The following is a 23,164-nucleotide window of genomic DNA, read 5'->3' as shown; positions in this document are numbered from 1 at the left end:
CTCCTGGATACGCGAAAAAGAGACGCGACGGGGACCGGCGGGTACGGCGGAGGCGTTGCGCGAGGCTGCCAACAGATGTCCTTCCGAGGGCTCGCGGCGGACTGACTACACGCACGCCAGACAACCTCGCAACGTGAGCAAGCGGAGCGGGTCGTCAAAGGGCAGCGCAAAGGGGCAGTGTAGCCGAACGGCACACGCCTGTCCACTTCTCCCTCGCTGCATGCTCCACGTTGGTCGCAGCATCGCCCGTTCGAGCGCAAACGTCAAGCCCACAAGCCCGACTTTCCGCCGGTTCGGGGCCGAGACGCTGGGATTTCTCCCCTGTGCGACCAAGCGCCCACCGTCAGGCCCAAGACGATACCCGCGAACGGAGACGGCTAACGCTCTGTCACACCGAGGGCCGAACCCATGCCGACTACCGGTGCATCGCCGACAGAACTACCCAGGACAAAGGGCACACTAAACCTGATTTTTGGTAACAATTGAAGGAAGCGGCGCGCCCGAGCGCTCAGGCCGTCCCCAGCAGAGTGGACAGCTCGGCCACCAGCCACCGGGAGTCTTTCCTGGTCATGACGAACCTGGCGCGGTTCTGGGTGATCCGTTGCTGCGGTTCGGCCGCCCCGGGCGGCTCTTTGACCGTACCCATGTTCACGAAGAGAAGAACCTCGACCCGATCAGGCGTGGCCTTCTCGACGGCGGCGGCCGCCACGGCGGTGCTCTGCACCGATTTCTGGGCCTTCGCGGTCGGCACGAGCGTGGTCGCGAGCTGCTGGAAATGCTTGGTCAGCTCGCCCGTGGTGTGGCCGCCCGCGCGCGCCAGGTCCTCTTCGATCGTGCGGTAGTTGTAGGAGAGCAGGTCGGGCGCCACCGCCTTGGCGGCGGCCAGCGCGTGGGTGCCCGCGCTCTCGCTGTCGCGCAGATTGCGCAGGTCGGACCACAGCACCCACAGCACGCCGGACAACGCGAGCACCGCCGCCGCCAGGACGCCGATCACCAGGACCCTCACAGCACCTGCACCGCCTTCGAGACCAGCCAGACCCCGCTGACCTTGGTGACCTCCATCGACCAGCGGTAGAAGCGCTCCTGCGGGGCGTTCTTCGAGCCCTCCCAGCGGATCTCCACGTCGGCGACGACCAGTACCTTCGCGGTGCCTCCCGACAGCGACTCCAGGCCGGCGGCGCGCAGCACGCCGTGCTGGACGACCTTGTTGGCCAGCGTGGTCTCCTTGAGCCTGCCCGCGTTGGCGGTGTACTCGGCCCTGGCCTGCCCGGTGGAGGTCGCGAGGATACGCGCCAGGTCGGACTCGACGCTCTTGTGGTCGAGCGACAGCAGGTTGACCGCGTGGGTGCCCGCGGCGGCGAGCGCGCCCGCCCTGTCGTCGTCCCTGGCCTGCTCCTCGCCCAGCTGACCGCCGACCCACCAGGCCGCCCCGCCGAGGAGGACCGCGAGCAGGGCGAGCACGACGATCGTCAGCTGAGCGGGCCGAGCAGATGCGCCTGCCATGTCCGCTCCCTCCCGACCGCCGGATCATAACCCGCGAGCCACTCCCGCAACCCCGGAATCGTCGCCGGGGGGCCGGGCCTGGGCGCGTTCCTGGCGCCCCTCACACCGGTCGCGCTCCCCGGCGGCTCCGCGCACCCGGTACGGTGATCCACCGCCCTGGCCGCCGTGTCCTGCGGGTAACGCCGTTCGACGTGCTCGTAGCCGCGCTTGCACGGCGGCGGCACGTTCAGGTTGAGGTTGAGCCCGAGGTGCAGCCCGTCGGGCTGGACCACGGTGAACGCCGAGGCGACCCCGGCGGGGTAGCCGATCAGCAGTTGCCGCAGCGCCGCCGTACGGGCTGAGAGGGTCTGGCCGCCGACGACGAGGTGGGTGAGCAGCGGGCGCAGGTGCGGCGCCACGCCGTCCACGAGGCGGCCGGCCGACCGGGCGGCGGGTGCGGCGCCGTCGATCGTGGCGACCAGGTCGGGGGCGCCGTCGCGCAGCGAGCCGGTCAGCGACGCGAGGTCCCTGGCGAACGAGCGCAGATGCGCGCCCTCGGCGAGTTGGGTGTCGAGCACCCGTTCGCCCTTCTCGATGAGCGTGACGGTCTCGGGGAGCACCTGCTCGGCCCCGGCCAGCAACCGGTCGCCGGAGTCGATCAGGCGACGCAGGTGCGGGGCCGAAGGTCCGAGGGCGCGTTCGAGTTCGGTGACGACGGTCTCGACGTCGCGCGGGTCGACGGAGGTCAGCAGCCGCTCGGTGTCGCCCAGCAGGGCGGCCGTGGGGACGGGCAGGATGACGCGGCGCCTGTCGATGACGTCGCCGTCCACGAGGTACGGCCGGGCCGTACCGGCGGGCCGCAGGTCCAGGTACTGCTCCCCCACGCCGGAGCGGTTGGCGACGGCGGCGCGCAGCCCGGCGCCCGGGATCGGCGGCGACTGCGACAACCGCAGCGTCGCGCGCACGCCGTCGCCGGTCAGCTCCAGGGACTCGACCCGGCCGACCCGTACCCCCCGGTAGGTGACCTCGGAGTCCTCGAACAGCCCGCCGGTCTCCGGCAGTTCGACGGCGACCCGGTAGACGGGTTCGACCAGGTCGGCGCCGACCCTCGCGTACCTGACCAGCGTGTAGCCGGTCGCGAGCACGCTGACGGCGAGGAGGGCGGCGAGCTTCAGGCGCAGTCTCATCGGGACCTCCCGAGCAAGTTGCCGACGGCGGTCTCCGGGGTCAGGTCGACGGTGACGTGGGTGTTGCCGTAGTCGCCGCGCAGCAGGTCGGTCGCCGAGCCGGGGAAGGGGAAGGTGAGCGCGTAGTCGAGGTTCCTGGCGAGCAGGTGCTTGGTGCGGTCGAGGTGGTCGAGCACCCGGCGCAGCGCCCGCAGGTTGGCCAGGGTGTCCTCCTGGGAGCGGCCGACGACCCTGGTGGCCGTACGGCCGACGCGGCCGAGGCTGACGAGCATCGCGGTGAGGTCCTTGCGCTGCCGGCTGAGCTGGGAGATCGCCGGACCGAGGTCGGTCGCGGCCCGCGCGATCGTCCGCCGCTGGGCGGCCAGTGTGGCGGCGAGCCGGTCGAGGTCGCCGAGCAGCCGCACGATGTCGGCCTTCGAGGCGTCGAGCCCTGCGGTGAAGGTGTCGAGCCGGCGCAGCAGCCGCCGGAACGCGCCGGTGCGGCCGTCGAGGGCCTTGCCGAGCTCGGCGTTGATGGTGGCCGCCTGTTCGAGTCCGCCGCCGTTGACGACCAGGGAGGCGGCGGCGAGCACCTGCTCGACCTCGGCGCTCCTGCTGGTGGCGGACAGGGGGATGCGGGTGGCCGCCGGGCCGGTCCCGATGGGGGTGAGCGCGACGAACTTCTCGCCGAGCAGGCTCGTCTGGGCGATCGCCGCGGTGCTTCGCGCGGGTACGGCGACGTCGCCGCGCACCTCGCACACCACCTCGGCCCGCCAGCCGGCGCCGAGCCGTACGGCGTCGACCTTGCCGACCGTGACGTCGTTGACCTTGCACAGCGACTGGGGCACCAGGTCGAGGGCGTCGGCGAACTCGATGGTGATGGCGCGGGGGCGCTCGCCGAGATCGGCGCCGCCGGGCAGCGGCAGCGACTGCACGCCCTCGAACCCGCAGCCCCCGGCCAGCCCAAGCGCCGCGAGCACAGTGAGCACGGTCGCGCGGCGGGTCGCTGTCATCGGGTGAGTCCTCCGAGCGTGCGGTCGGGCGGCTGGATCGAGACGGGGATGGGCACCAGGTTCTGCATGATCGCGTCGAACCAGCGGCCGTTGCCGATCGCGTCGGTCACCTGGCGGGTGAAGGGGGCGAGCAGGCCGAGGGAGCGGTCGAGACTGTCCTCGTTGCGCCGCAGGACGGCGACGAAGCCCCGCAGCCGCCGCAGGGCGGGCTTCAACGTGGTGCGGTTGTCGGCGATGAGCCCGTCGAGTTGCCCGGCGAGCAGGACGGTGTTCGTCAACAGGCTGTGGATGGCGGCGCGGCGGGCGTGGATCTCGCGCAGCAGCAGGTCGCCGTCCCTGATGAGCTCACGCAGTTCGGTGTCACGGCGGGCGATGAGGCCGGTGACCGTACGGGTGTGGCCGACGAGGGCGCGCAGCCGGTCGTCGCGTGAGGAGATGGTCCGCGACAGGCGGCCGAGGCCGCGCAGCGAGGAGCGGATCTCCTCCGACGAGCCGTCCAGGGTGGTGGCGACGACGTCCATGGCCTGTTCGAGGCGGGCGGTGTCGACGGCGGCGACGCTCTCGGACAGGTCGCCGATCGCGGGCACGATCTCGTACGGCACGCTGGTGCGCCCGACCGGGATCGGCCCGGTGAGGCGGCCGGGCCCGTCGGGTTCGAGTTGGACGACGTGGGAGCCGAGCAGCGTCTTCAGCCGGATGTGCGCGCGGGTCTCGGAGCCGAGCCGTACGTCCTCGTGCAGCCGCAGGTCGACACGGACGTGGTCACCGGCGAGGGCGACGGCGCCGACCTCGCCGACCTTGACTCCGGCCAGGACGACGTCCTCGCCCGGCCGCAGCCCGGCGGACTCCGCGAAGGCGGCCGTGTAGGAGGTGCCGGTGGGCACCGCGCGCAGGAACAGCGCGGCCGACACGAGCACCAGTGTGACGGCCAGTCCGGCGAGGCCGAGCGGCACCGGATCGCGGCGGCGGAAGGAGGTCAGCGGCATCGCGGGCTCTCGTTGACGATCTTCGGGGTGGTCGTGGCACCCGCCCTGACCTCAAGCGAGCACAGGTAGAAGTTGAACCACGAACCGTAGGAGACACTCCTGGTGAGCTGGCTGAGCCGGGGAGGCAGGCCGGTCAGCGCCTTGTCGACCAGTTCCCCCTCGCTGTTGACGGTCTTCAGCAGGCTCTCGGTGTGGCGGAGGTCGGCGGCGACGTCCGGTCTGGCCCGTTCGACGAACCCGGCGGTGACCCCGGCCAGCCGGTCGAGCGCGACGAGCGAGTCGCCGATCGCCTCGCGGTCGCGGGCCAGGCCGCCTACCAGGGCGTTCAGGTCGGTGAGCAGCTTGTCGTAGGCGTTCTCACGGCCGGCGACCTCGCCGAGCACCGCCGTCAGGTTGTCGATCACCCGGCCGATGACGGCGTCGCGGTCGGCGAGCCCGTCGGTGAGGGAGGCGACGTGGCCGAGCAGGCTCTCGACGGTGCCGCCCTCCCCCTGGAGCACCTGCACGATCTGCCAGCTCAGTTTGTTGACGTCCTCGGGGCGGATGGCGCGCAGCAGCGGGCGGAAGCCGTTGAACAGCGCGGTCACGTCCAGCGCCGGCCGGGTGTCGGTGATGCGTTCGCCGGGTTCGAGCAGGCCGGGCCCGCCTCTGCCGGTGGACAGCGCGAGGTAGCGGTCGCCGATGAGGTTGCGCCAGCGGATGGCGGCGATCACGCCGCGCGGCAGGCCGGTGCGTTCGAGGACGCTGAAGGACACCTCCGCCCGCTCCCCCACCAGCTCGACCTGCTCGACGCGGCCCACGCGCACACCGGACACGCGGACGTCGTCGCCCTCGCGCAGCCCCGTCGCATCGACGAACAGCGCGCGGTAGCGGCTGGTCGGCGCGAACTGCACGCCGGAGATCGTGATCGCCAGCACGGCCACGCACAACGTGGTCGACAGCGCGAACAGGGCCAGCTTCAGGGCCGAGGAGGCGGTGGTCATCGCAGCATCAGCTCCGCGAGGCCGGAGGCGCCGTCGTCGAAGCGCACGCCGGGGAAGGGCACCGGCGGGTGTGGCAGGCCGTAGCAGCGCGGGCCTCTGGTGTCGCGGTAGGCGGGCCGGTCCACCCCCGGTTCGTACGGCGGCACCGGCCTGACCAACTCCAGCACCGCCCGGACCCGCCCGTCGCCGAAGGCGTGGTCGAGCAGCGGCTGCAGCCGGTCGAGGCCCTGGAAGACGCACGGGATCGTGGGCGAGTAGCGGGCGGCGAGGTCGAGCGGCTCCCGCAGGACGTGCTGGAGGCCGACGAGGCCGGTCTCGTTGTCGGTGAGCAGCCGGTCGGCCTTGCCCGCGGCGTCGGGCACGGCCCTGGTCATGGCGTCGATCGCGGCCTCCTCGCGGGTGACGACGGTCCCGAGGTCGGCGCTGCTGGCGAGGGTACGCAGCAGGTCGGGCGCGGCGTCACCGTACAGGGCGGTGACGTCGGCGAGTTTGGCGAGGTCGCGCCGGATCGCCGGCAGGTGCGGCTCCAGCCGTCCGAGGTAGCGTTCGGCCCGCTCGGCGACGTCGCCGACGCGTTCTCCGCGCCCCTCCAGGGCCGTGGCGAGGGCGGTGAGGGCGGTGTTGAGCCGGTCGGGCCGGACGGCGCGCAGCAGCGGCAGCAGCCGGTCGAGGACCTGCCCGGCCTCCACGGCGGCGGCCGTGGCGCGCAGCCGGTCGCCGTCGCGCAGCGGGGCCATGGCGCGCGGCGGCGGGGTGAGCTCGACGTACTTCTCGCCGAACAGCGTCTTGGGCAGCAAGCTGACGGCGGCCGCGCGGTCGACGGGCAGGTCGAGGGCGAGGGTGAGCTCGGCGCCCGCCTCGGTGGCGCGCACCGAGGTGACCTCGCCGACCACGACGCCTCTGGACTTCACGTCGGCGCGGGGGCCGAGTTGCAGTCCCGCTCGCGGGGTCGTCAGAACGACGGTGGTGCGGGAGGAGAACACCTTGAAGTAGGTACCTACGGTGACCGCGACGAAGGCGGCGATGACGGCGAGCAGCGCCAGGCCGTACCTCATCCGGCGATCCGCACGGTCGTGGTGGTGCCCCAGATGGCCAGCCCGAGCAGGACGTTGGCCACGTTGACCGCGACCAGCACCGCGCGTACGGCCCGCCCGACGGCCACGCCCACACCGGCCGGGCCGCCGGAGGCGTGGAAGCCGTAGTAGCAGTGGATGAGGATGACCAGCACGGCGAAGATCAGGACCTTGCCGAAGGACCACAGCACGTCGTAGGGGACGAGGAACAGGTCGAAGTAGTGGTCGTAGGTGCCGGTGGACTGGCCGTAGAAGACGGTGGTGATCAGGCGGGTGGCGACGTAGGAGGCGAGCAGGCCGAGGACGTAGAGCGGCATGACGGCGGCGAACCCGGCGATCAGCCGGGTGCCGACCAGGAACGGCACCGACGGGACGGCCATGACCTCCAGCGCGTCGATCTCGTCGCTGATGCGCATGGCGCCGAGCTGGGCGGTGAATCCGGCGCCGACGGTGGCCGACAGGCCGATGGCGGCGACGATCGGGGCGATCTCGCGGGTGTTGACGTAGCCGGACAGGAATCCGGTGAACGCCGAGGTGCCGAGCTGGTCGAGCGCGGTGTAGCCCTGCAGGCCGACCTCGGTGCCGGTGAAGAAGGTCATGAACGCGACGATGGACATCGTGCCGCCGACGACGGCGAGCCCGCCGGTGCCGAGGCTGACCTCGGCGAGCAGCCGGGCCACCTCGCGGCGGTAGCGGACGGCCCGCGGCAGGTCGAGCAGGGAGCGGGCGTAGAAGCGGCCCTGCCGGTCCAGTGACATCAGCGCACCGCCGCGCTGATGAGGAAGTTCTCGGCGAACAGCACCATCCCGGCGAAGACCACGGTCTGGTTGACGGCCTCGCCCACGCCCTTGGGGCCTCCGGCGGCGCTGAGCCCCTTGTAGCAGGCGATGAGCCCGGCCGTGGCGCCGAACACCAGCGCCTTGCCCTCGGCGATCCACAGGTCGGACAACTCGGCGAGGGCGTTGAACGACTGCAGGTAGGAGCCGGGCGAGCCGCCCTGGGCGACGACGTTGAACAGGTAGCTGGCGACCAGGCCCACGGTGGTGACCAGGCCGTTGAGGAAGGGTGCGACCAGGGCGCAGGCCGCGACCCTCGGCACGACGAGGCGGTGGAGCGGGTCGACGCCGAGCACCTCCATGGCGTCGATCTCCTCGCGGATCTTGCGGGCGCCGAGGTCGGCGCAGATGGCGCTGCCGGCCGCGCCGGAGATCATCAGGGCGGTGACGAGCGGACTGGCCTCGCGCACGATGGCGAGCACGGCGGTCGCGCCGGTGAAGGACTGGGCGCCGAACTGGCGGATCAGATTGCCCGCCTGGAGGGCGAGTACGGCGCCGAACGGGATCGACACCAGCGCGGTGGGCAGGGCGCTGACGCTGACGATGAACCACGACTGCCGGACGAACTCGCGCCACTGGAACGGGCGTCGCACCGACACTCGGGCGGTGTCGAGGACAAGGGCGGCGAACTCTCCACTGGCTCTGATCACGAAATGCCGCCGACTGCGTACTCACAGTATCGTCGCGGGGCGACGCGAAGGACGGGTTCCGGGTCTTCCATGGGTCAGCGGGCGCCCTTCACGTGGGCGTCGATCAGGCGCGGATACTCCTCAAGCCAGTTACGGCCGCGCTCGTCGACGAAGGAGCCCTGCGGCGGCACCACCCCGTTGGCGGCCAGCCAGGCGCCGGGGGCGTGCTGTGTACGGCGGATGCGGTTGCCCGTCGGCATCAACTGCGGCGGGATCGGCGGCAGGGCGCCGGGATCCTGGCCGAGCCGGGCCTCCGCGGCGAGTTCCGAGACGTCCTTCTCCTCCGACATGCCGATCGGGCCGTGCCTGCGGGCGTTGAGGAACTGGCGGACGACCGGCTCGTCGCTCGACAGCAGCATCTCTCTGGGGCCGAACATCACGAGTTCCCTGCGGAAGAGCAGGCCGATGTCGTCGGGGACCGTACGGGCGGTGTTGACGTCGTGGGTGACGATCAGGAAGGTGGCCTCGATCTCGGCGTTGAGATCGACGATGAGTTGGTTGAGGTAGGCGGTGCGGACCGGGTCGAGGCCGGAGTCCGGCTCGTCGAACAGGATGATCTCGGGGTCGAGCACCAGCGCCCGCGCCAGTCCGGCGCGTTTGCGCATGCCGCCGGAGATCTCGCCGGGCAGCTTGCCCTCGGCGCCGACCAGGCCCACCAGTTCGATCTTCTCCATGACGATCCGGCGGATCTGCGCCTCGGTCTTCTTCGTGTGCTCGCGCAGCGGGAAGGCGATGTTGTCGTACAGGCTCATCGAGCCGAACAGGGCACCGTCCTGGAACAGCACCCCGAACAGGCGGCGCAGTTCGTACAGCCGGTCCTCGCCGCACCCGGCCAGGTCATGGCCGTCGATCCAGATGTGGCCCCGGTCGGGGCGCAGCAGTCCGACGAGGGTCTTGAGGAAGACCGACTTGCCCGTGCCGGAGGGGCCGAGCAGCACCGAGATCTCCCCGGCGGGCAGGGTGAGGGAGACGTCCTCCCAGATGACCTGGCGGCCGAACGACTTGGTCAGCCCGTCGACTACGACTTCGACTCCCACACGGCACCTTCCGTGGCTGGGTGTAGCGTGACGCACACTTTACATAGCGTTGCCGTTCCGCCGACCGCCTTCCCGGGAAATTCCCCGGACACGCGAAAGGGGCGGCACACCCGGCACCTGGGTGTGGCCGCCCCTTTCGAAGGTGCGTAGCCGTCTTACTTGACGGTGACGGTGGCGCCGGCGCCGGTGAGGGCCTCCTTGGCCTTCTCCGCCTGCTCCTTGTTGACCTTGCCGTCGAAGACCGGCTTCGGAGCGCCGTCGACCAGGTCCTTGGCCTCCTTCAGGCCGAGGGAGGTCAGCGCGCGGATCTCCTTGATGACCTGGATCTTCTTGTCGCCGGCAGCCTCAAGGATGACGTCGAACTCGTCCTGCTCGGCGACTTCCTCGGCGGGCGCGGCGGCAGCGGCACCCGGGGCGGCGACGGCGACCGGCGCGGCGGCCTTGACGTCGAAGGTCTCCTCGAACAGCTTCACGAACTCGGAGAGCTCGAGAAGGGTCATCTCCTTGAACGCGCCGAGCAGCTCGTCGGTGCTGAGCTTCGCCATGATGTTTCCTCCGTTTGGGACATGCGAAAAACTAGGAACGGGACCGCGGGTGTTGCGGCAATCCCTCGACTACTCGCCCGCCTCGGCGCGCTTGGCGCGCAGGGCCTCGGCCAGCTGAGCCATGTTGGTGGGCAGCGCGGCGAACACGGCGGCAGCAGCGGACTGCTTGGCCTTCATCGCACCGGCCAGCTTCGCGAGGAGAACCTCGCGGGACTCGAGATCGGCGAGCTTGGTGATCGCCGTGGCGTCCAGAGTCTTGCCTTCGAGGACACCACCCTTGATCACCAGAAGGGGATTGGCCTTGGCGAAGTCACGCAGACCCTTGGCAGCCTCGACAACGTCGCCGCTGACGAAGGCGATCGCGGTCGGCCCGGCGAGCAGGTCGTCGAGACCCGACAGACCGGCCTCGGTGGCCGCGATCTTGGTAAGGGTGTTCTTCGCCACGGCGAACTTCGCATTCCCACCGAGAGCAACGCGCAGCTCCTTGAGCTGAGCGACGGTGAGACCGCGGTACTCGGTCAGAACGGCGGCGCTGCTGCCCTCGAACTCGCTCCTGAGCTCGGCAACTGCGGTCGCCTTATCCGGCCTCGCCATGGGCCTCCTTCCAGATGTGCCGCCGGAGAAGGCCCCTGGAAAGAGAACAGCCCCGGGCGCAGGGCACACGGGGCTTCGCGCACATCCTTCGGACATGCGGGGAAACTCGCTTCGCACCTGCGCGGGCCGTCCACTGAGAGTGGATCCTTCGGTCACCAGGACTTGCCAAGGTGACGACCGGCGGTCTTCGGCAACGACCAGAGTACGTGCTTCGGCCTTACATGCCAAATCGGCCTCCCGTACGCCGAAGGGGCGCGCGGAAGGCCGATCGCACGCGGTCAGCTTGTGACGGCGCCCTGCTCGCCCTTGGGCAGCTCGCCCACCTGGTCGGCGGGCGGCGCCTTGATCTCGACCGGCTCGTTGAAGCCCTTGAAGAACAGGGTGGCGTCGAGGGTGTTGCCCTGCTCGGCGCCCTTGAGCTGGACCTTTGCGGGCAGCCCCTGGCCGTCGACCCACAGGTCGAAGGTCACCTTGTCCTTCAGCCTGGCCAGGTTCGTCCTGGCCTCCTCCTGCTGGTCGGCGGGCAACTGCTGGACGGCCGCGTCCACGGGGAACGTGCCGCTGTAGTGGGTGGTGTCGACCCCGTTGACGCTCTCGGTGCCGACCTGCTTGACGTCCTGGGAGGCGGTGACGAGCTTGGTCACGGCGGCCAGGTCGAACTGCTGGATCTGCTGGAGGTACTGCTGCACCCCGCCCGCGCCGCCGGCCTCGTTCAGCGGCACCTTGATCCACGGCTTCTGGGCGCCGAGCATCTTGTTGAGGGCCTCGACCTTGACGTAGACGGTGTCGCCGAGGAGCACGGCGCGCAGACCGCCGGGCAGTTCGCGCTCCCCGAGGCCCGCCCCGTCGACCGTGAGGTCGACCGCGAGCTCCGGCTTGCCCTGGTAGAGCATCCGGCCCTGGACCTTGCCGTCGCCCTGGCCCGAGCTCTTCACCTCCACCACGGCGTCCACCGTGTAGCTGCTCACCTGCGAGGTCTTCTGTACCGCCTGGGCGAGCACCTCGGAGGCCGCGAGGTTGACCTGGATGGGCTGGGCCGTGGTTCCGCAACCTGCGAGCCCGGCCACCGTCAGCGCGGCACCGGCCGCCGCGGCAGCGAGAGTAATCCTTCGCTTCAGCATGACTTCGACCCTACGCGGCGATCGCCGTGTCTGTCGGCCATCACGGGACAAACCGGGGATTCCTCAGGGGCATCCCTGAACGAGTGGCTGTCCTCAAGGTCTGAAGATCCTGCCCTAACCGGCCAATCGCTTGAGCCATTCGTTACAGATCCACTACCGTGAGTAACTAGTTCCTCGTCAGACACAGGAGGTTTCATGACCCGGACCGTACGTCTGCTCGCCGCAGCGGCCATCGCCGCAGGCGGCCTGCTCCTGACCACCGCACCCGCCCACGCGATCATTCCCGGCCTCGAACCCGGGGCCCTCGTGGGCTGCGTCGGCGAATCGGCCCTCGGCGCCACGGCAGCGATCGGCGCGGCCGGCGGCGCCCCCCTCGAGATCCCCGTAACCAGCTGCCTGCAGCCGTGACCGGTCGCGGCGGACAACGGCACGGCGTCCCACGTCGTGCCGTACCGGCGCACCCCAGAATCCCCTCACGGACGAAGGAGCTTCCTTGGACAACCGATTCCTGGCCCGCCTGCTCCTCGGGATGGCGGCTCTCGCCGCCGTCCCGCTGACAGGCAGCAGCGATCCGGCCCTCGTCAACGTGACGGCCATCATTGAGAGGGTCTATGTGCCGCTCTTCTACTCCTGAGAACAGATGACACCGCTACTGTCCATCGCCCAGGCGCCCAAGCCGCACAGCGTGCTGCGGCGCCTCGGGTTGGTCATGTTCCTGAGCCGCTGGATCCAGGCGCCGCTCTACCTCGGCCTCATCGCCGCGCAGGTCGTCTACGTATGGCGCTTCATGGCGGAGTTGCTCCACCTCATCACGCTCGGCTTCGGCGGCAAGCCGGCCGAGACCACCATCATGCTGATCGTTCTCGGCCTGGTGGACGTGGTGATGATCTCCAACCTCCTGATCATGGTGATCGTCGGCGGCTACGAGACCTTCGTCTCGCGGCTGCGCATCGAAGGGCATCCCGACCAGCCCCAGTGGCTCTCACACGTCAACGCCAATGTGCTCAAGGTCAAGCTGGCCATGGCCATCATCGGCATCTCCTCGATCCACCTCCTGCAGATCTTCATCAATGCAGCCCGACCTTCCATCACCGACAGAGAACTCCTATGGAAAACACTGATCCATCTCACGTTCATCGTCTCGGCGGTCGCCCTCGCGGTGATAGACCGCATCATGGACGGTGGCCGGCCCGCCGGTTCCACCGACCAGAATCCGGGCGCGGCCGACCCGCCGGTCAAGCAGATCGCCGCCTGAGCAGCAAGATCGCCGCTGCCCTCTTCTCCACGTTCCTCGTCGGCGCCCCCGTGGGCGCGTACGCAGAGGCGGAGGCACCCAAGCCCCAGACGAGTCTGATCGGCGACGTGATCATCTTCAACGACGAGATCGTCGAACCCGTCTCCGCGCCGATCAGCAGCTGCGGCGGCCCGCTTGTCCTGTTCAGCGGCTCGCCCACCGACTGCACCGGTGCCTCTCGCGTGTCCGACGACGACGCCTGAGCCCTTCGCCGGGGTGCCTGCCCGCGCTGCGGGCGCCCCGGCGTCCCAGGAAAACCACTGGTCCCCGCGCTGCGGGCGCCCCGGTGTCCCGTCTGAAAACCGCTGGTGCCGCGACCTGGCCCGATGGCACTCTCCCAGGATGACCGCATCGCGTATCGATCTTCTGACCAAGCAGCTCGATCTCTCCTGGGCGCTGTTCGAACATCATCTGGCCACGCTCGACGACACCGTCTGCCTGTGGGAGCCCGCGCCACACTGCTGGACCGTCCGGCCCGACGAGCAGGGCCGCTGGATCCCCGACTGGCAGGTTCCCGAGCCCACCCCCGTCCCCGCCTTCACGATCGGCTGGACGACCTGGCACATGGGCTACTGGTGGACCACCACCCTCGGCCACTGTTTCGGCTCCGGCGCTCCCGCGCGCGAGGAGATCTTCTGGCCCGGTGATCTGACCTCCGCCGTGGAATGGCTGCGTGGGCTGAAGGACGAGTGGCGGGCCGCCCTCGCCGGCCTCACGGACGCCGATCTCGACTCCACCTCGCGCACCGCCGGTCTGGAGTGGGGGCAGGAGCTCACGCTGTCCGACGTGGCAGGGTGGCTGAACGTCGAGTTGACCAAGAACATCGCGGAGATCGGCTTCGTCAACATCCTGTACGGCGCCCGCAACGCCTGATCCTTCCGCGTCACCGGCGCGGCGCCTGCCACCGGGCGTCGAGTCGGCCGTGCCGCATTCGACCCACCAGGCGGACGCGCAGCGTCTCCGGTACGCCGTCGACATCGTCCCGGCTGATCGCCAGCAGGCTGTGCCGCACCGACAGTTCGTTGGCGTCCACCACCATGTCCGGTGCGAGGAGCAACTCCACGTTGCCACCGCGCACCCGCAGCTCGATGACCAGTTCGGGCGCGCTGCGCACCGCGCTGGTCAGGTCCAGCGACACGTCGCACCACGCGGTGCGCAGCGCCAGCCGGTACGGCAGCGTCCATCGGCCGTCCCGGCGTACCGAGCCGTGCTTCTCCTTGATGGTGAGCAGATCGGCGGCCGGTTCGACCGGCGCCGCGGCGAGCTGCAGCGCGAGTGCGCCACTGCCGCCCGGCACCGCGACCAGATCGGTGATGAGCGGGGTCAGCGCGTCGACGGTCCGGATGGCCAGCACCGCGTCCAGCCGCTCGTTGAACTCGACCGGGTCGAGCCGGCCATCGGCGACGGCGGCGTTCAGCACGTCGATGACCCGGTCACGATCCGCGTCCGACGCGCGCAGCGCGGGTGCGCCGACACGCCGCGCAGTCTGCGCGATCCCGTTGCCGCTGGCGCCGCTCCCCATACTGATTCTCCTTGCCTGCAGCGTTCGATCTTGCGAGACCCGTGAACAGCGTCGCCCCGTTCGCAGCCCCGGGCCGCGAGCACCGTTCGTGGCGTCCACCATCGCCGATCGTCCTGACACAGGGCTGTTGCCGTCCTGATACCGCCGCTGACACGCGCCGAGAGTCGCCGCGCTGCGCGGCGGGCAGCCGTGACTCCGGATCCGGCACCGTTCGGCGGACAGGGTTCGCTGACCGGCTTCGGAGATCCGTACCCGATCTCCACTCCCTGTGCCCGGAGTGCTCGATGCGTCAGGAGGTGCTCGGGTGCAGAGGGACCCGCGATGGCCGAGCCGTCGAGCCGCCCCACAATGGCCCTGTGCGCCACCCCGCAGGCCCGTGGACGCCCTACAGGCCGGTTTCAGGGCGGCTCCGCAGACATGACGTGGCCGGTTGCCGTCGAACCGCAGGTCCGCACCTTGCTCGGCCCGGAAAGCACGAAGCCCCCGCCGGGAGTCCGGCGGGGGCTTCGTCAAGCGGCGTACGCTTACGCGTCCAGCTCGGCGGTGAGGCCGCGGACGACGTTGGGGTCGACGGGGACGCCGGGGCCCATGGTGGTGGAGAAGGTGACCTTCTTCACGTAGCGGCCCTTGGCGGCCGACGGCTTGAGCCTGAGAACCTCGTCCAGCGCGGCAGCGTAGTTCTCGACGAGCTGACGCTCACCGAAGGACACCTTGCCGATGACGAAGTGCAGGTTGGCCTGCCGGTCGGTGCGGAACTCGATCTTTCCGCCCTTGATCTCGGTCACGGCCTTGGCGACGTCGGGCGTCACGGTGCCGGTCTTGGGGTTGGGCATGAGGCCACGCGGACCGAGCACGCGGCCCAGGCGGCCGACCTTGCCCATCAGGTCGGGCGTGGCGACGACGGCGTCGAACTCGTTGAGGCGGTTGCCCTTGGAGATCTCGTCGATGAGCTCGTCGGCGCCGACGATGTCGGCGCCCGCCTCGCGGGCTGCCTCAGCACGGTCACCGGTCGCGAAGACCAGGACCCGGGCGGTCTTACCGGTGCCGTGCGGGAGGTTGACCGTGCCGCGCACGATCTGGTCGGCCTTGCGAGGGTCGACACCCAGCCGCAGCGCCACCTCAACGGTGGCGTCGAACTTGGTGGCGGAGGTCTCCTTGGCGAGCTTCGCCGCCTCGGCCGGGGTGTAGAGCTTGTCGCGGTCGATCTTGGAGGCCGCGTTCTTGTGCGCCTTGCTGCGCTGCATGGGATTTCTCCTGTGGTGGAGTCCGTGGTGCGGGCCAGCGCGGCCCTTCCACGAGGGTCGGAAAAGTTACTCGGCGACGGTGATGCCCATCGACCGGGCGGTGCCGGCGATGATCTTCTCAGCGGCCTCGATGTCGTTGGCGTTGAGGTCCTGCATCTTGGTCTCGGCGATGCTGCGAAGCTGCTCGCGGCTGAGCTTGCCGACCTTCTCCTTGTGCGGGACAGCGCTGCCCTTGTCGATGCCCAGAGCCTTCTTGATCAGCTCGGGCGCCGGGGGCGTCTTCGTGATGAAGGTGAAGCTGCGGTCCTCGAAAATGGTGATCTCGACGGGGATGATGTTGCCCCGCTGGGCCTCCGTGGCAGCGTTGTACTGCTTGACGAAGTCCATGATGTTGACGCCGTGGGGACCGAGGGCGGTACCGACGGGGGGAGCCGGGGTGGCCTGGCCAGCGGGAAGCTGAACCTTGACCAGCGCGGCGATCTTCTTCTTCGGAGGCATGTTCCCTACTCCGGGTCCTGATGGATGGCCTGTCCGGGGACGTTTCCGGCCGGACATGTCGGAAGGCCGCCCTTCGCGAGAGACGGCCAGCCGAACGACTCAGTGTATGTCAGATCTTGGAGACCTGGTTAAACGACAGCTCTACCGGCGTCTCGCGACCGAAGATCGATACGAGCACCTTGAGCTTCTGCGACTCGGGGCTGATCTCGCTGACCGAGGCGGGCAGGGTGGCGAACGGACCGTCCATGACGGTGACGGACTCGCCGATCTCGAACTCGACCGTGGGGCCGGCGGCCGCCTTGGCCTTGGTCTGCTTGCTCTCCTCGGAGGGCTCCGGGGCGAGCAGCTTGGCGACCTCGTCGAGGCTCAGCGGCGACGGCTTGTTGGACAGGCCGACGAAGCCGGTGACGCCGGGGGTGTTGCGCACGGCGGCCCACGACTCGTCGGTGAGCTCCATGCGCACCAGCACGTAGCCGGGCAGCACCCGCTCCTTGACCGGCACCTTCTTGCCGCTCTTGAACTCCTGGACGGTGTGCGTGGGCACCTCGACCTGGAAGATGTAGTCCTCCATGTTGAGCGAGACGTTGCGGCTCTCGATGTTGGACTTCACCCGGTTCTCGTAGCCGGCGTAGGAGTGGATCACATACCACTCGCCGAGCTGGCCACGCAGCGACTGCTTGAACTCCTCGACCGGGTCGACCTCGGGCAGGTCTTCCTCTTCGCCGTCCTCGTCAACTTCGCCGTCCTCGTCAACGGCGGAGGTCTCGTCGACGACGTCCTCGACGGTCTCTTCCGTAGCCTCGTCAGTCTCGTCCCGCTCCTCGCGGGACTCGTCTGCGGGCAGTGAAGACTCGGACACGGTGACCTTTCCTCTTTCGTCGTTTCGCGATGCGGGGGCGGGACCTTCCGGGCCGGGCGTGCCCGGGATCATTCGCCACCGAAGACGCGAATGACACCCCAGCCCAGAGCGGCGTCGAGGCCGTACACGATCGCAACCATGATCAGAACGAATACCAGAACGACCGTGGTGTACGTGATGAGATCCTTGCGTGTCGGCCAGATGACCTTACGCAGCTCGTTGACGACCTGCCGATAGAAGAGGGCAGGAGACGTGCGGGTCTTCTTCTCGCCACTAGGCTTGCCTGCGGTCTCGCCGCGCGTGTCGATCGCCACAGTCCTCACCTGTTCTGTCGTATCCGACGCAGTAATGCGGCGCGCTTACACGCCCATTATTGCGCGGACCGCACTCGCAGGGCACGAGGGACTCGAACCCCCAACCGCCGGTTTTGGAGACCGGTGCGCTACCAATTGCGCTAGTGCCCTATGTCGCCAACAAGAGTATCCCAGTCAGCTCGCTGCATGGACCGAACCGCGGCTCGACATGCAGCGGCAGGACCAGGCGAAAGTGTACGGGAAGAATGCAGGCAACGTCGAACCACCACGCAACGCCGCAGGTCAACCGGCGTGGCGCGGCGGCGTGGCAGCATGGTGGGCATGTCCACCCGCCCTCGTGTCTCCGCACGAATCTCCGCGATCTCCGAGTCTGCCACGCTGGCCGTCGACGCCAAAGCCAAGGCCATGAAGGCCGAAGGCCGCCCGGTCATCGGATTCGGCGCCGGGGAACCCGACTTCCCCACGCCCGCCGCCATCGTCGAGGCCGCCGTCGAGGCCGCCCGGCAGCCGAGGAACCACAAGTACACCCCCGCGGGCGGTCTGCCCGAGCTCAAGCAGGCCATCGCGGACAAGACGCTGCGCGACTCCGGCTATCGGGTGAGCGCCGGGCAGGTCCTGGTCACCAACGGCGGCAAGCAGGCCGTCTACCAGGCGTTCGCGACCCTGCTCGACCCGGGCGACGAGGTCATCGTGGTCGCGCCGTACTGGACGACCTACCCCGAGGCGATCAAGCTCGCGGGCGGCGTGCAGGTGAACGTCGTCACCGACGAGACCACCGGCTACCTGCCCACGGTCGAGCAGTTGGAGGCGGCGCGGACCGCGCGTTCCAAGGTCCTGCTGTTCGTCTCGCCGTCCAACCCGACCGGCGCCGTCCACACCCCCGCCGAGGTGGCCGCCATCGGTGCGTGGGCGAGCGAGCACGGACTGTGGGTGGTGACCGACGAGATCTACGAACACCTGGTGTACGGCGGCGCCGAGTTCGCCAGCATCGCCCACCACGTCCCCGCCGACCAGGTCGTGATCCTCAACGGCGTCGCCAAGACGTACGCGATGACGGGCTGGCGCGTGGGCTGGCTGATCGGCCCCGCCGACGTCGTGAAGGCCGCGACCAACCTGCAGTCGCACGCCACGTCCAACGTCTCCAACGTGGCGCAGGTGGCCGCGCTGGCGGCGGTCGGCGGCGGTCTTGAGGAGGTGGCGCGGATGCGTGAGGCGTTCGACCGCCGCCGCCTGACGATGACGCGGATGCTGAACGAGATCCCGGGCGTGGTGTGCCCGGAGCCGAAGGGCGCCTTCTACGCCTACCCGTCGGTCAAGGAACTGCTCGGCAAGGAGATCAGGGGCAGGCGGCCCGCCTCGTCGGCGGAACTGGCGGAGCTGGTGCTGGAGGAGGCCGAGGTGGCGGTGGTGCCCGGCGAGGCGTTCGGCACGCCGGGCTACTTCCGCCTGTCCTACGCCCTCGGCGACGAGGCCCTGGCCGAGGGCGTCGAGCGGATCGCCGACCTGCTCGGGCAGGCCCGCTAGGCGCTCACCTGACCGTCACGCCCTCGGCGATGCGCTGGATCTCGGCCTGCGGCAGTCCGCGCGTGTACAGGCGCACGCCGTACCCGGGCCGGTCCATCCACAGCAGCACCTCGTTCGACATGTCGTGGCCGAGCCAGGCCGGGCGACCGCCAACCGTCCGGCTTCGGCCCCCCTGGAGCCGCTCGGAGCCCGCCTTGAGGGCGGCAAGGTCCTTCGCGACCGCCCCTTCGACGAGTTGCAGGCTGATCCAGCGGCCGTCGGACGCCCAGGTGGGAACGTCGCCGAAGGACCGCAGGTTCGCGGGAAGGTAGCCGACGTCGAGGCTGCCGAAGGCACGCGGGTCGGTGTCCTCGACGGGCCTGATCCCCTCGATGATGCGGCGCAGGTCCTTCTTATAGTGAGAAGTGGCCGCCAGCCGGTAATGCGTGCCCTTCGGCTGCTCCCAGTACAGGGAGTGGCCGCGTGGGCCGGGGCGGACGGTGGTGCCGTTCACCTGGAACGGCGCACCGAACTTCACCCCGGCCACCCAGTCGCGCGGCATGTGCTCCGACCGCACCGTGCTGATCTGGATAGACCTGTGGTCCGCGCCGACCCATGACCTGCTGAGCTGGGGGCCTGCGAAGATCACCTTCCGGAAGACGTGCGCGTCCGGCGGGAAATGGGTGAGACGCAGTTCCGTGAACCGCTCTCCGCCCTGCGGTTTCGTGCTCAGTTCGTCCGCGATCCGCCGCAGTTCCCCCTTCAAGGCGGGGGCGACGCGGATCTGGACGACGGTGTCGCCGTTCTCCTGCCACAGCAGTTCGGTCCGGTCGGCGTTCTGCGCCACCGGACGGCCGCGTACGGTGGCCGTACCCGCCTTCACGTCGTAGAGCCCCTGGTAGACGGTGATCCGCAGGGTGGGCCAGACGAGCGCGCTGCCCTGCAGTCCCTTGTACGCCGCCGGCTCCGTGCGCGGGGCGCCCAGTCCTTCCGGCAGGTAGCCGACCGTGACGCCGCCGACCGCGACCGGTGCGGCGGAGGTGACGTGGCGCGCGGTGGCGACCTGGTCCGGGTCCTTCCGGTCCGTGATCAGCCAGCCGGTGCCCGCCGTCCCCACTGCCAACGCCAGTGCGGCGGCCAGGACGCCGCGCCGCCGCCTCGTCCGGCGCCGGGAGCGCCGTACCACCTGGTCGACCAGGTCGGAGGCGGGCCGCAGGTCCTGCGCGTCCTCTGCCATCGCCTGCCTCAGCTCCTGCTCAAGCATCGCTGCGCACTCCTTCCAGCTCGACCACGCCTCGCAGCTTGGCCAGGCCCTTGGCGGCCTGGCTCTTGACCGTCCCCAGCGAGACCCCGAGGATCTCGGCGGTCTGCGCCTCGGTGAGGTCCTCCCAGAACCGCAGGACGAGCACCGCCCGCTGGCGCGGCGGCAGCCCGCGCAGCGCCGCGCTCAGCACCTGCCGCACCTCCACGCCCGACGTGGGCGTTTGGACCGGCCGCTCCGGTACGTCGCGGACCGGGTCGATGCGCAGGATCCGCCGTCTGCGGGCCCGGCTGATCGCCAGGTTGACGATGATGCGCCGGACGTAGGGTTCGGGGTCGGCGTCCGGCCGCAGTCGGCCCCAATGGCGGTAGGCGCGTTCGAGCGCGCTCTGCAGGACGTCCTCGGCTTCGTCGGGTGCGCCGCACGTCAGGTGCGCCAGCCGGAGCAGGCTGGTGGCGCGGGCCGCGACGAAGTCCGCGAACGCCGTCACTCGGGGTTCTCCATGCCCCTTCCTACGGCTGAGGCGGCGGAAGGGTTGCCCGACCGGCTTCCTACGGTTGGGGCGGCGGGGGTGTTGCCCGGCCGACGCTCACGCCCTGGGCGAGCGGGGCGATCAGGTCGGAGAGTCCGGACGCGGCCGAGATGTAGACGGCCGTGCCCGGCCGGGCCAGCCACATGAAGTGGCGCTGGCCGGGTTCGGTGCGCCAGCGCAGGGCGGGCCTGCCGTCGTAGGCGGTCAGCCGGGCCCGCAGAACCAGGGTGACGAAGTGCTCCGCCGTCTTGACACCGCACACGACGCCGATCTTGATTTCGCCCGCCGCGCCGGTGAACTCGACCCCCTCGACCTCGACCTGCCTGGTGAACGAGCGCACCCGGTCGAAGCCCGCGCCGGCCACCAGGTCGGTGGGCGGAGGGCGGAAGCGTACCTCGGTCTGGCCGCAGTCGAAGGCGACGGCCGGGACGGGTACGGGTGTGACGGGCGGGCGGATGATCACGGGGTCGGGCTTCGCGGTACAGCCCGCGAGGGCGAGGACGAGCAGACCGGCTCCCCACAGCTCAGTTGCCCGCATCGCCGCCCTTCCGGAAGGTCCCTAGCCGCCTCCGGGAGCTCTCACCGACACCGCGATCGCCGACAGGTCGGCGAGGCGCGGTCGCCGACCTCGATCCAGGCTCCGGTGTCCGGCCGTTCGAGCCGGACGCGCGCCCGGCCGCCGTCGGAGTGGGCGCCGATCGTCGCGGACCGGTCGCGCACGGTGAGGTCGCGAGTGCCGTGCGGGATGAGGCGTTTGCGGTGGGTCTCCCAGTCAGCAGCGACAGTATCGTGCTCCACACGCACTTCGACCGTACGGTCACCCTCCGCGAACCTCGCTCGGCCGCCCCTCCCCTGATGGGAGCTACCGGGGCTGCCCGGAGACCTCCCTGGAGTTCGGCTGTCTGACCCGTTCGGGCTCTGGCGGGAGGCCGGTGAGCCGGAAATTGTCGGTGTCGACCGCGAGAGTGGGCGGGCCGGTCGCGGCGGCAGGCGCGGCCTTCGCGGCCGATCGGGTTCGGGCGGGGCGGGTACCCGCCCCGCCCGAACCCGGAGGCGAACAGGAGGATGACGGCGAGTGCCGATGACGCGAGTGCGAGCGTCGCGACCCCGGTGCGCGTACGCCGTCGACGCCTCCTGCCCGGGTGTTCGGCTACTGCTCGGCGAGCTTGACCCCCTCGGCGAACTTACGCAGCTCGGCGGTGAGCTTCTCGGGCCCGCCGATGTGGTCGGAGTAGTCGGGGCTGGTGGTCAGCTCGACGAACAGGCCGTCCTTGAGCTTGACTCCGACCTTGTTCGCGCCGCCTTCGGGGCCGATGTCGCTTCCCACCGCGCCGAGGTCGCCGCCTTCGCTGACGGCGGCGAGGTAGAGCTTCCTGCCGTCGGCGGTCTCCGCGGTCTCGGCCTTGGCCAGCTTGCGCTCGACGTCTTCTGCGATGGCTCCTTCCCAGACGTCCACCCGGAGCGCGTAATAGCCCTCTTCCTGCGTCTGCTGGCGGTAGCTGAGGAAGGACAGCACACCCGCCTTCTCATCGATCTTGATGTCGTCCTGGCGTTGCGAGATCCCGGTCCACACCAGGTCCTCGGGCAGGTGGTCGAGCTTGATCCCGGCGAAGGTCCGGGGGCGCTGCTCGGTGATGTTCAGGAGGTTCGGATTCTCTCCCTTGACCTCAAGCTGGACCTTCGCCCCCAGGTCCGCCAGGGTGCCTGCGGCCGGGTTCTGGCCCTTGACGACGAGTATGCCGCTCTCCGTCGAGGTCACCTCGGCGGCGAGCCCGGCGTCCTTCAGCTTCTGCTCGGCCTCGTGCAGCTTCATCGACACGACGTCGGGGATCTTGATCTTGTCGATCACCACCGCCCGCGCCGGGCCGGCGGCGGTCGGATTCGCGGTGGGCGGTGTCGTGACGGCCTGGTAGAGCGGGATACCGCCCGCCACGGCGACGGTCAGCAGGGCGGCTCCGGCCGTACGGACGCGGAGCCGGTGCGAGCGGCTCCGGCGCCGGACCGACGTGCCCAGCGCGGGCGGCGACTGCACGTCGGCGACGTGCCTGCGCATCGCCTCCGACAGGACGTCCTCGATCTTCATCGGGTGCTCCCTTCGTGGATGGGGTGTTGCGCGGAAAGGTGCTCACGCAGCCGGGCCAACCCCCGCGCGGCCTGGCTCTTGACCGTGCCGAGCGAGCACCCGAGCAGGGCGGCCGTCGCGGCCTCCGACTGGTCCTCCCAGTACCTGAGCACCAGCACGGCGCGCATCCTGGGCGGCAGCCTGCGCAGTTCGGTGATGAGCGTGTCGCGCAGGTCGAGATCCGGCGTCGCCGCCACGTGCTCGGGCGGCCGGGCGAAGGTGATCTCCTGCACGATCCGCCTGCGGCGGGCCCTGCTGATGGCCGTGTTCACCACGATCTTGCGCGCGTACGCCTCGGGGCTGTCGCCTCGGATCCGCGACCAGTGCCGATACACCTTCTCCAGCGCGGTCTGCACCAGATCCTCCGCGTCGTGCGCGGTGGCGCCGCAGACCAGCGTCGCCGTACGCAGCAGGGAGGTGCTGCTGGCGGCGATGAACTCGTCGAACGCCGTCTCGTCTTCATCAGTCATGAGCGCTCCTTGTCGCCTTT

Annotated in this window: 30 protein-coding genes and 1 tRNA gene; 6 read left to right on the top strand and 25 right to left on the bottom strand. The window is 70.0% G+C overall.

The annotated features are described in order from the left end of the window. Positions 1-508: 508 nt before the first annotated feature. The 13 genes from ABD120_RS32410 to ABD120_RS32350 all read right to left on the bottom strand — a co-directional run bounded on the left by ABD120_RS32410 (position 509) and on the right by ABD120_RS32350 (position 11,525). Positions 509-1,006, bottom strand: coding sequence for a hypothetical protein (locus tag ABD120_RS32410; RefSeq protein ID WP_343954036.1), 498 nt, complete (start codon positions 1,004-1,006; stop codon positions 509-511). Continuing rightward, positions 1,003-1,503: a hypothetical protein gene (locus ABD120_RS32405; protein WP_343954034.1), complete on the bottom strand. Its 501-nt coding sequence runs from the start codon at positions 1,501-1,503 to the stop codon at positions 1,003-1,005. Before ABD120_RS32405 ends, ABD120_RS32410 begins: the two co-directional genes overlap by 4 nt. Then, a complete protein-coding gene (locus ABD120_RS32400) occupies positions 1,470-2,669 on the bottom strand; it encodes an MCE family protein (RefSeq protein WP_343954033.1) in 1,200 nt (399 codons plus the stop codon). Before ABD120_RS32400 ends, ABD120_RS32405 begins: the two co-directional genes overlap by 34 nt. After that, the gene (locus ABD120_RS32395; RefSeq protein ID WP_343954032.1) at positions 2,666-3,661 is read right to left on the bottom strand and encodes an MCE family protein; all 996 of its coding nucleotides are present in this window, start codon (positions 3,659-3,661) and stop codon (positions 2,666-2,668) included. Before ABD120_RS32395 ends, ABD120_RS32400 begins: the two co-directional genes overlap by 4 nt. After that, on the bottom strand, positions 3,658-4,647 hold the full coding sequence (locus tag ABD120_RS32390; protein ID WP_343954031.1) for an MCE family protein: 990 nt from the start codon (positions 4,645-4,647) through the stop codon (positions 3,658-3,660). Before ABD120_RS32390 ends, ABD120_RS32395 begins: the two co-directional genes overlap by 4 nt. Continuing rightward, positions 4,638-5,630, bottom strand: coding sequence for an MCE family protein (locus tag ABD120_RS32385; protein ID WP_343954030.1), 993 nt, complete (start codon positions 5,628-5,630; stop codon positions 4,638-4,640). Before ABD120_RS32385 ends, ABD120_RS32390 begins: the two co-directional genes overlap by 10 nt. Beyond that, entirely contained in the window at positions 5,627-6,685 is a 1,059-nt protein-coding gene (locus ABD120_RS32380) for an MCE family protein (RefSeq protein ID WP_343954029.1), read from the bottom strand. Before ABD120_RS32380 ends, ABD120_RS32385 begins: the two co-directional genes overlap by 4 nt. Further along, positions 6,682-7,461: an MlaE family ABC transporter permease gene (locus ABD120_RS32375; protein WP_343954028.1), complete on the bottom strand. Its 780-nt coding sequence runs from the start codon at positions 7,459-7,461 to the stop codon at positions 6,682-6,684. The genes ABD120_RS32380 and ABD120_RS32375 overlap by 4 nt, the downstream gene beginning before the upstream one ends. Beyond that, positions 7,461-8,189: an MlaE family ABC transporter permease gene (locus tag ABD120_RS32370; RefSeq protein ID WP_343954027.1), complete on the bottom strand. Its 729-nt coding sequence runs from the start codon at positions 8,187-8,189 to the stop codon at positions 7,461-7,463. Before ABD120_RS32370 ends, ABD120_RS32375 begins: the two co-directional genes overlap by 1 nt. Before the next feature lie 74 nt (positions 8,190-8,263). After that, a complete protein-coding gene (locus ABD120_RS32365; RefSeq protein ID WP_343954026.1) occupies positions 8,264-9,265 on the bottom strand; it encodes an ABC transporter ATP-binding protein in 1,002 nt (333 codons plus the stop codon). Between the two features lie 155 nt (positions 9,266-9,420). Beyond that, entirely contained in the window at positions 9,421-9,810 is a 390-nt protein-coding gene (gene rplL, locus ABD120_RS32360) for a 50S ribosomal protein L7/L12 (RefSeq protein ID WP_343954025.1), read from the bottom strand. Between the two features lie 69 nt (positions 9,811-9,879). Further along, the gene (gene rplJ / locus ABD120_RS32355; RefSeq protein ID WP_343954024.1) at positions 9,880-10,404 is read right to left on the bottom strand and encodes a 50S ribosomal protein L10; all 525 of its coding nucleotides are present in this window, start codon (positions 10,402-10,404) and stop codon (positions 9,880-9,882) included. Positions 10,405-10,682: 278 nt separating this feature from the next. Beyond that, positions 10,683-11,525, bottom strand: a complete 843-nt coding sequence (locus tag ABD120_RS32350; protein WP_343954023.1) for an SCO4651 family lipoprotein — start codon at positions 11,523-11,525, stop codon at positions 10,683-10,685. A 195-nt stretch (positions 11,526-11,720) separates the two neighbouring features. Between ABD120_RS32350 and ABD120_RS32345 the strand changes: the two genes are divergently transcribed. The 5 genes from ABD120_RS32345 (at position 11,721) to ABD120_RS32325 (ending at position 13,692) form a co-directional block, all read left to right on the top strand. Beyond that, entirely contained in the window at positions 11,721-11,933 is a 213-nt protein-coding gene (locus ABD120_RS32345) for a hypothetical protein (RefSeq protein ID WP_343954022.1), read from the top strand. 85 nt (positions 11,934-12,018) lie between these two features. Further along, entirely contained in the window at positions 12,019-12,159 is a 141-nt protein-coding gene (locus ABD120_RS32340; RefSeq protein WP_343954021.1) for a hypothetical protein, read from the top strand. Between the two features lie 51 nt (positions 12,160-12,210). Further along, positions 12,211-12,780, top strand: a complete 570-nt coding sequence (locus ABD120_RS32335) for a TIGR00645 family protein (protein WP_343954020.1) — start codon at positions 12,211-12,213, stop codon at positions 12,778-12,780. Between the two features lie 50 nt (positions 12,781-12,830). Beyond that, entirely contained in the window at positions 12,831-13,022 is a 192-nt protein-coding gene (locus ABD120_RS32330) for a hypothetical protein (protein ID WP_343954019.1), read from the top strand. Between the two features lie 139 nt (positions 13,023-13,161). Then, positions 13,162-13,692, top strand: a complete 531-nt coding sequence (locus ABD120_RS32325) for a DinB family protein (protein ID WP_343954018.1) — start codon at positions 13,162-13,164, stop codon at positions 13,690-13,692. Positions 13,693-13,702: 10 nt separating this feature from the next. Here the strand turns inward: ABD120_RS32325 and ABD120_RS32320 are convergent, their stop codons facing one another. From ABD120_RS32320 to ABD120_RS32295, 6 genes are all read right to left on the bottom strand, one after another. After that, on the bottom strand, positions 13,703-14,341 hold the full coding sequence (locus tag ABD120_RS32320) for a DUF1707 SHOCT-like domain-containing protein (protein ID WP_343954017.1): 639 nt from the start codon (positions 14,339-14,341) through the stop codon (positions 13,703-13,705). Positions 14,342-14,865: 524 nt separating this feature from the next. Next, positions 14,866-15,585: a 50S ribosomal protein L1 gene (rplA, locus tag ABD120_RS32315; RefSeq protein WP_343954015.1), complete on the bottom strand. Its 720-nt coding sequence runs from the start codon at positions 15,583-15,585 to the stop codon at positions 14,866-14,868. Between the two features lie 66 nt (positions 15,586-15,651). After that, the gene (rplK, locus tag ABD120_RS32310; RefSeq protein ID WP_343954014.1) at positions 15,652-16,083 is read right to left on the bottom strand and encodes a 50S ribosomal protein L11; all 432 of its coding nucleotides are present in this window, start codon (positions 16,081-16,083) and stop codon (positions 15,652-15,654) included. Between the two features lie 109 nt (positions 16,084-16,192). Then, positions 16,193-16,942, bottom strand: coding sequence for a transcription termination/antitermination protein NusG (gene nusG, locus ABD120_RS32305; protein ID WP_343954013.1), 750 nt, complete (start codon positions 16,940-16,942; stop codon positions 16,193-16,195). Positions 16,943-17,010: 68 nt separating this feature from the next. After that, positions 17,011-17,256, bottom strand: coding sequence for a preprotein translocase subunit SecE (gene secE, locus ABD120_RS32300; protein ID WP_343954012.1), 246 nt, complete (start codon positions 17,254-17,256; stop codon positions 17,011-17,013). Positions 17,257-17,333: 77 nt separating this feature from the next. Then, positions 17,334-17,406 (bottom strand) — tRNA-Trp (locus ABD120_RS32295). Between the two features lie 171 nt (positions 17,407-17,577). Between ABD120_RS32295 and ABD120_RS32290 the strand changes: the two genes are divergently transcribed. Next, entirely contained in the window at positions 17,578-18,780 is a 1,203-nt protein-coding gene (locus ABD120_RS32290; RefSeq protein WP_343954011.1) for a pyridoxal phosphate-dependent aminotransferase, read from the top strand. A gap of 4 nt (positions 18,781-18,784) precedes the next feature. On the opposite strand, the gene ABD120_RS32285 is transcribed toward ABD120_RS32290, so the two are convergent. The 6 genes from ABD120_RS32285 to ABD120_RS32260 all read right to left on the bottom strand — a co-directional run bounded on the left by ABD120_RS32285 (position 18,785) and on the right by ABD120_RS32260 (position 23,144). Further along, positions 18,785-20,023, bottom strand: a complete 1,239-nt coding sequence (locus tag ABD120_RS32285; protein WP_343954010.1) for a hypothetical protein — start codon at positions 20,021-20,023, stop codon at positions 18,785-18,787. After that, positions 20,016-20,510 carry a SigE family RNA polymerase sigma factor gene (locus ABD120_RS32280; protein ID WP_343954009.1) on the bottom strand — a complete coding sequence of 165 codons (495 nt, stop codon included), beginning with the start codon at positions 20,508-20,510 and terminating at the stop codon, positions 20,016-20,018. The genes ABD120_RS32285 and ABD120_RS32280 overlap by 8 nt, the downstream gene beginning before the upstream one ends. A 61-nt stretch (positions 20,511-20,571) precedes the next feature. Further along, the gene (locus ABD120_RS32275) at positions 20,572-21,090 is read right to left on the bottom strand and encodes a hypothetical protein (RefSeq protein WP_343954008.1); all 519 of its coding nucleotides are present in this window, start codon (positions 21,088-21,090) and stop codon (positions 20,572-20,574) included. A gap of 41 nt (positions 21,091-21,131) precedes the next feature. Next, a complete protein-coding gene (locus ABD120_RS32270) occupies positions 21,132-21,350 on the bottom strand; it encodes a hypothetical protein (protein ID WP_343954007.1) in 219 nt (72 codons plus the stop codon). Positions 21,351-21,702: 352 nt separating this feature from the next. Then, positions 21,703-22,635, bottom strand: a complete 933-nt coding sequence (locus ABD120_RS32265; protein WP_343954006.1) for a PASTA domain-containing protein — start codon at positions 22,633-22,635, stop codon at positions 21,703-21,705. Then, complete coding sequence (locus ABD120_RS32260) at positions 22,632-23,144, bottom strand: SigE family RNA polymerase sigma factor (RefSeq protein WP_343954005.1); 513 nt, start codon at positions 23,142-23,144, stop codon at positions 22,632-22,634. The genes ABD120_RS32265 and ABD120_RS32260 overlap by 4 nt, the downstream gene beginning before the upstream one ends. Positions 23,145-23,164 lie beyond the last annotated feature (20 nt).

This window comes from Nonomuraea longicatena (genome assembly GCF_039525605.1).
GTDB lineage: Bacteria > Actinomycetota > Actinomycetes > Streptosporangiales > Streptosporangiaceae > Nonomuraea > Nonomuraea longicatena.
The sequence above is the reverse complement of the archived record's forward strand: the minus strand, read 5'-3'. Positions and strand labels throughout refer to the sequence as shown.

Bases quoted from the DNA above. Each gene is read 5' to 3' on its own strand.
- ABD120_RS32405 (WP_343954034.1), bottom strand. From the start codon at position 1,503: ATGGCAGGCGCATCTGCTCGGCCCGCTCAGCTGACGATCGTCGTGCTC.
- ABD120_RS32400 (WP_343954033.1), bottom strand. From the start codon at position 2,669: ATGAGACTGCGCCTGAAGCTCGCCGCCCTCCTCGCCGTCAGCGTGCTC.
- ABD120_RS32395 (WP_343954032.1), bottom strand. From the start codon at position 3,661: ATGACAGCGACCCGCCGCGCGACCGTGCTCACTGTGCTCGCGGCGCTT.
- ABD120_RS32390 (WP_343954031.1), bottom strand. From the start codon at position 4,647: ATGCCGCTGACCTCCTTCCGCCGCCGCGATCCGGTGCCGCTCGGCCTC.
- ABD120_RS32385 (WP_343954030.1), bottom strand. From the start codon at position 5,630: ATGACCACCGCCTCCTCGGCCCTGAAGCTGGCCCTGTTCGCGCTGTCG.
- ABD120_RS32380 (WP_343954029.1), bottom strand. From the start codon at position 6,685: ATGAGGTACGGCCTGGCGCTGCTCGCCGTCATCGCCGCCTTCGTCGCG.
- ABD120_RS32375 (WP_343954028.1), bottom strand. From the start codon at position 7,461: ATGTCACTGGACCGGCAGGGCCGCTTCTACGCCCGCTCCCTGCTCGAC.
- rplL (WP_343954025.1), bottom strand. From the start codon at position 9,810: ATGGCGAAGCTCAGCACCGACGAGCTGCTCGGCGCGTTCAAGGAGATG.
- rplJ (WP_343954024.1), bottom strand. From the start codon at position 10,404: ATGGCGAGGCCGGATAAGGCGACCGCAGTTGCCGAGCTCAGGAGCGAG.
- ABD120_RS32350 (WP_343954023.1), bottom strand. From the start codon at position 11,525: ATGCTGAAGCGAAGGATTACTCTCGCTGCCGCGGCGGCCGGTGCCGCG.
- ABD120_RS32345 (WP_343954022.1), top strand. From the start codon at position 11,721: ATGACCCGGACCGTACGTCTGCTCGCCGCAGCGGCCATCGCCGCAGGC.
- ABD120_RS32325 (WP_343954018.1), top strand. From the start codon at position 13,162: ATGACCGCATCGCGTATCGATCTTCTGACCAAGCAGCTCGATCTCTCC.
- ABD120_RS32320 (WP_343954017.1), bottom strand. From the start codon at position 14,341: ATGGGGAGCGGCGCCAGCGGCAACGGGATCGCGCAGACTGCGCGGCGT.
- rplA (WP_343954015.1), bottom strand. From the start codon at position 15,585: ATGCAGCGCAGCAAGGCGCACAAGAACGCGGCCTCCAAGATCGACCGC.
- rplK (WP_343954014.1), bottom strand. From the start codon at position 16,083: ATGCCTCCGAAGAAGAAGATCGCCGCGCTGGTCAAGGTTCAGCTTCCC.
- ABD120_RS32290 (WP_343954011.1), top strand. From the start codon at position 17,578: ATGTCCACCCGCCCTCGTGTCTCCGCACGAATCTCCGCGATCTCCGAG.
- ABD120_RS32285 (WP_343954010.1), bottom strand. From the start codon at position 20,023: ATGCTTGAGCAGGAGCTGAGGCAGGCGATGGCAGAGGACGCGCAGGAC.
- ABD120_RS32275 (WP_343954008.1), bottom strand. From the start codon at position 21,090: ATGCGGGCAACTGAGCTGTGGGGAGCCGGTCTGCTCGTCCTCGCCCTC.
- ABD120_RS32265 (WP_343954006.1), bottom strand. From the start codon at position 22,635: ATGAAGATCGAGGACGTCCTGTCGGAGGCGATGCGCAGGCACGTCGCC.
- ABD120_RS32260 (WP_343954005.1), bottom strand. From the start codon at position 23,144: ATGACTGATGAAGACGAGACGGCGTTCGACGAGTTCATCGCCGCCAGC.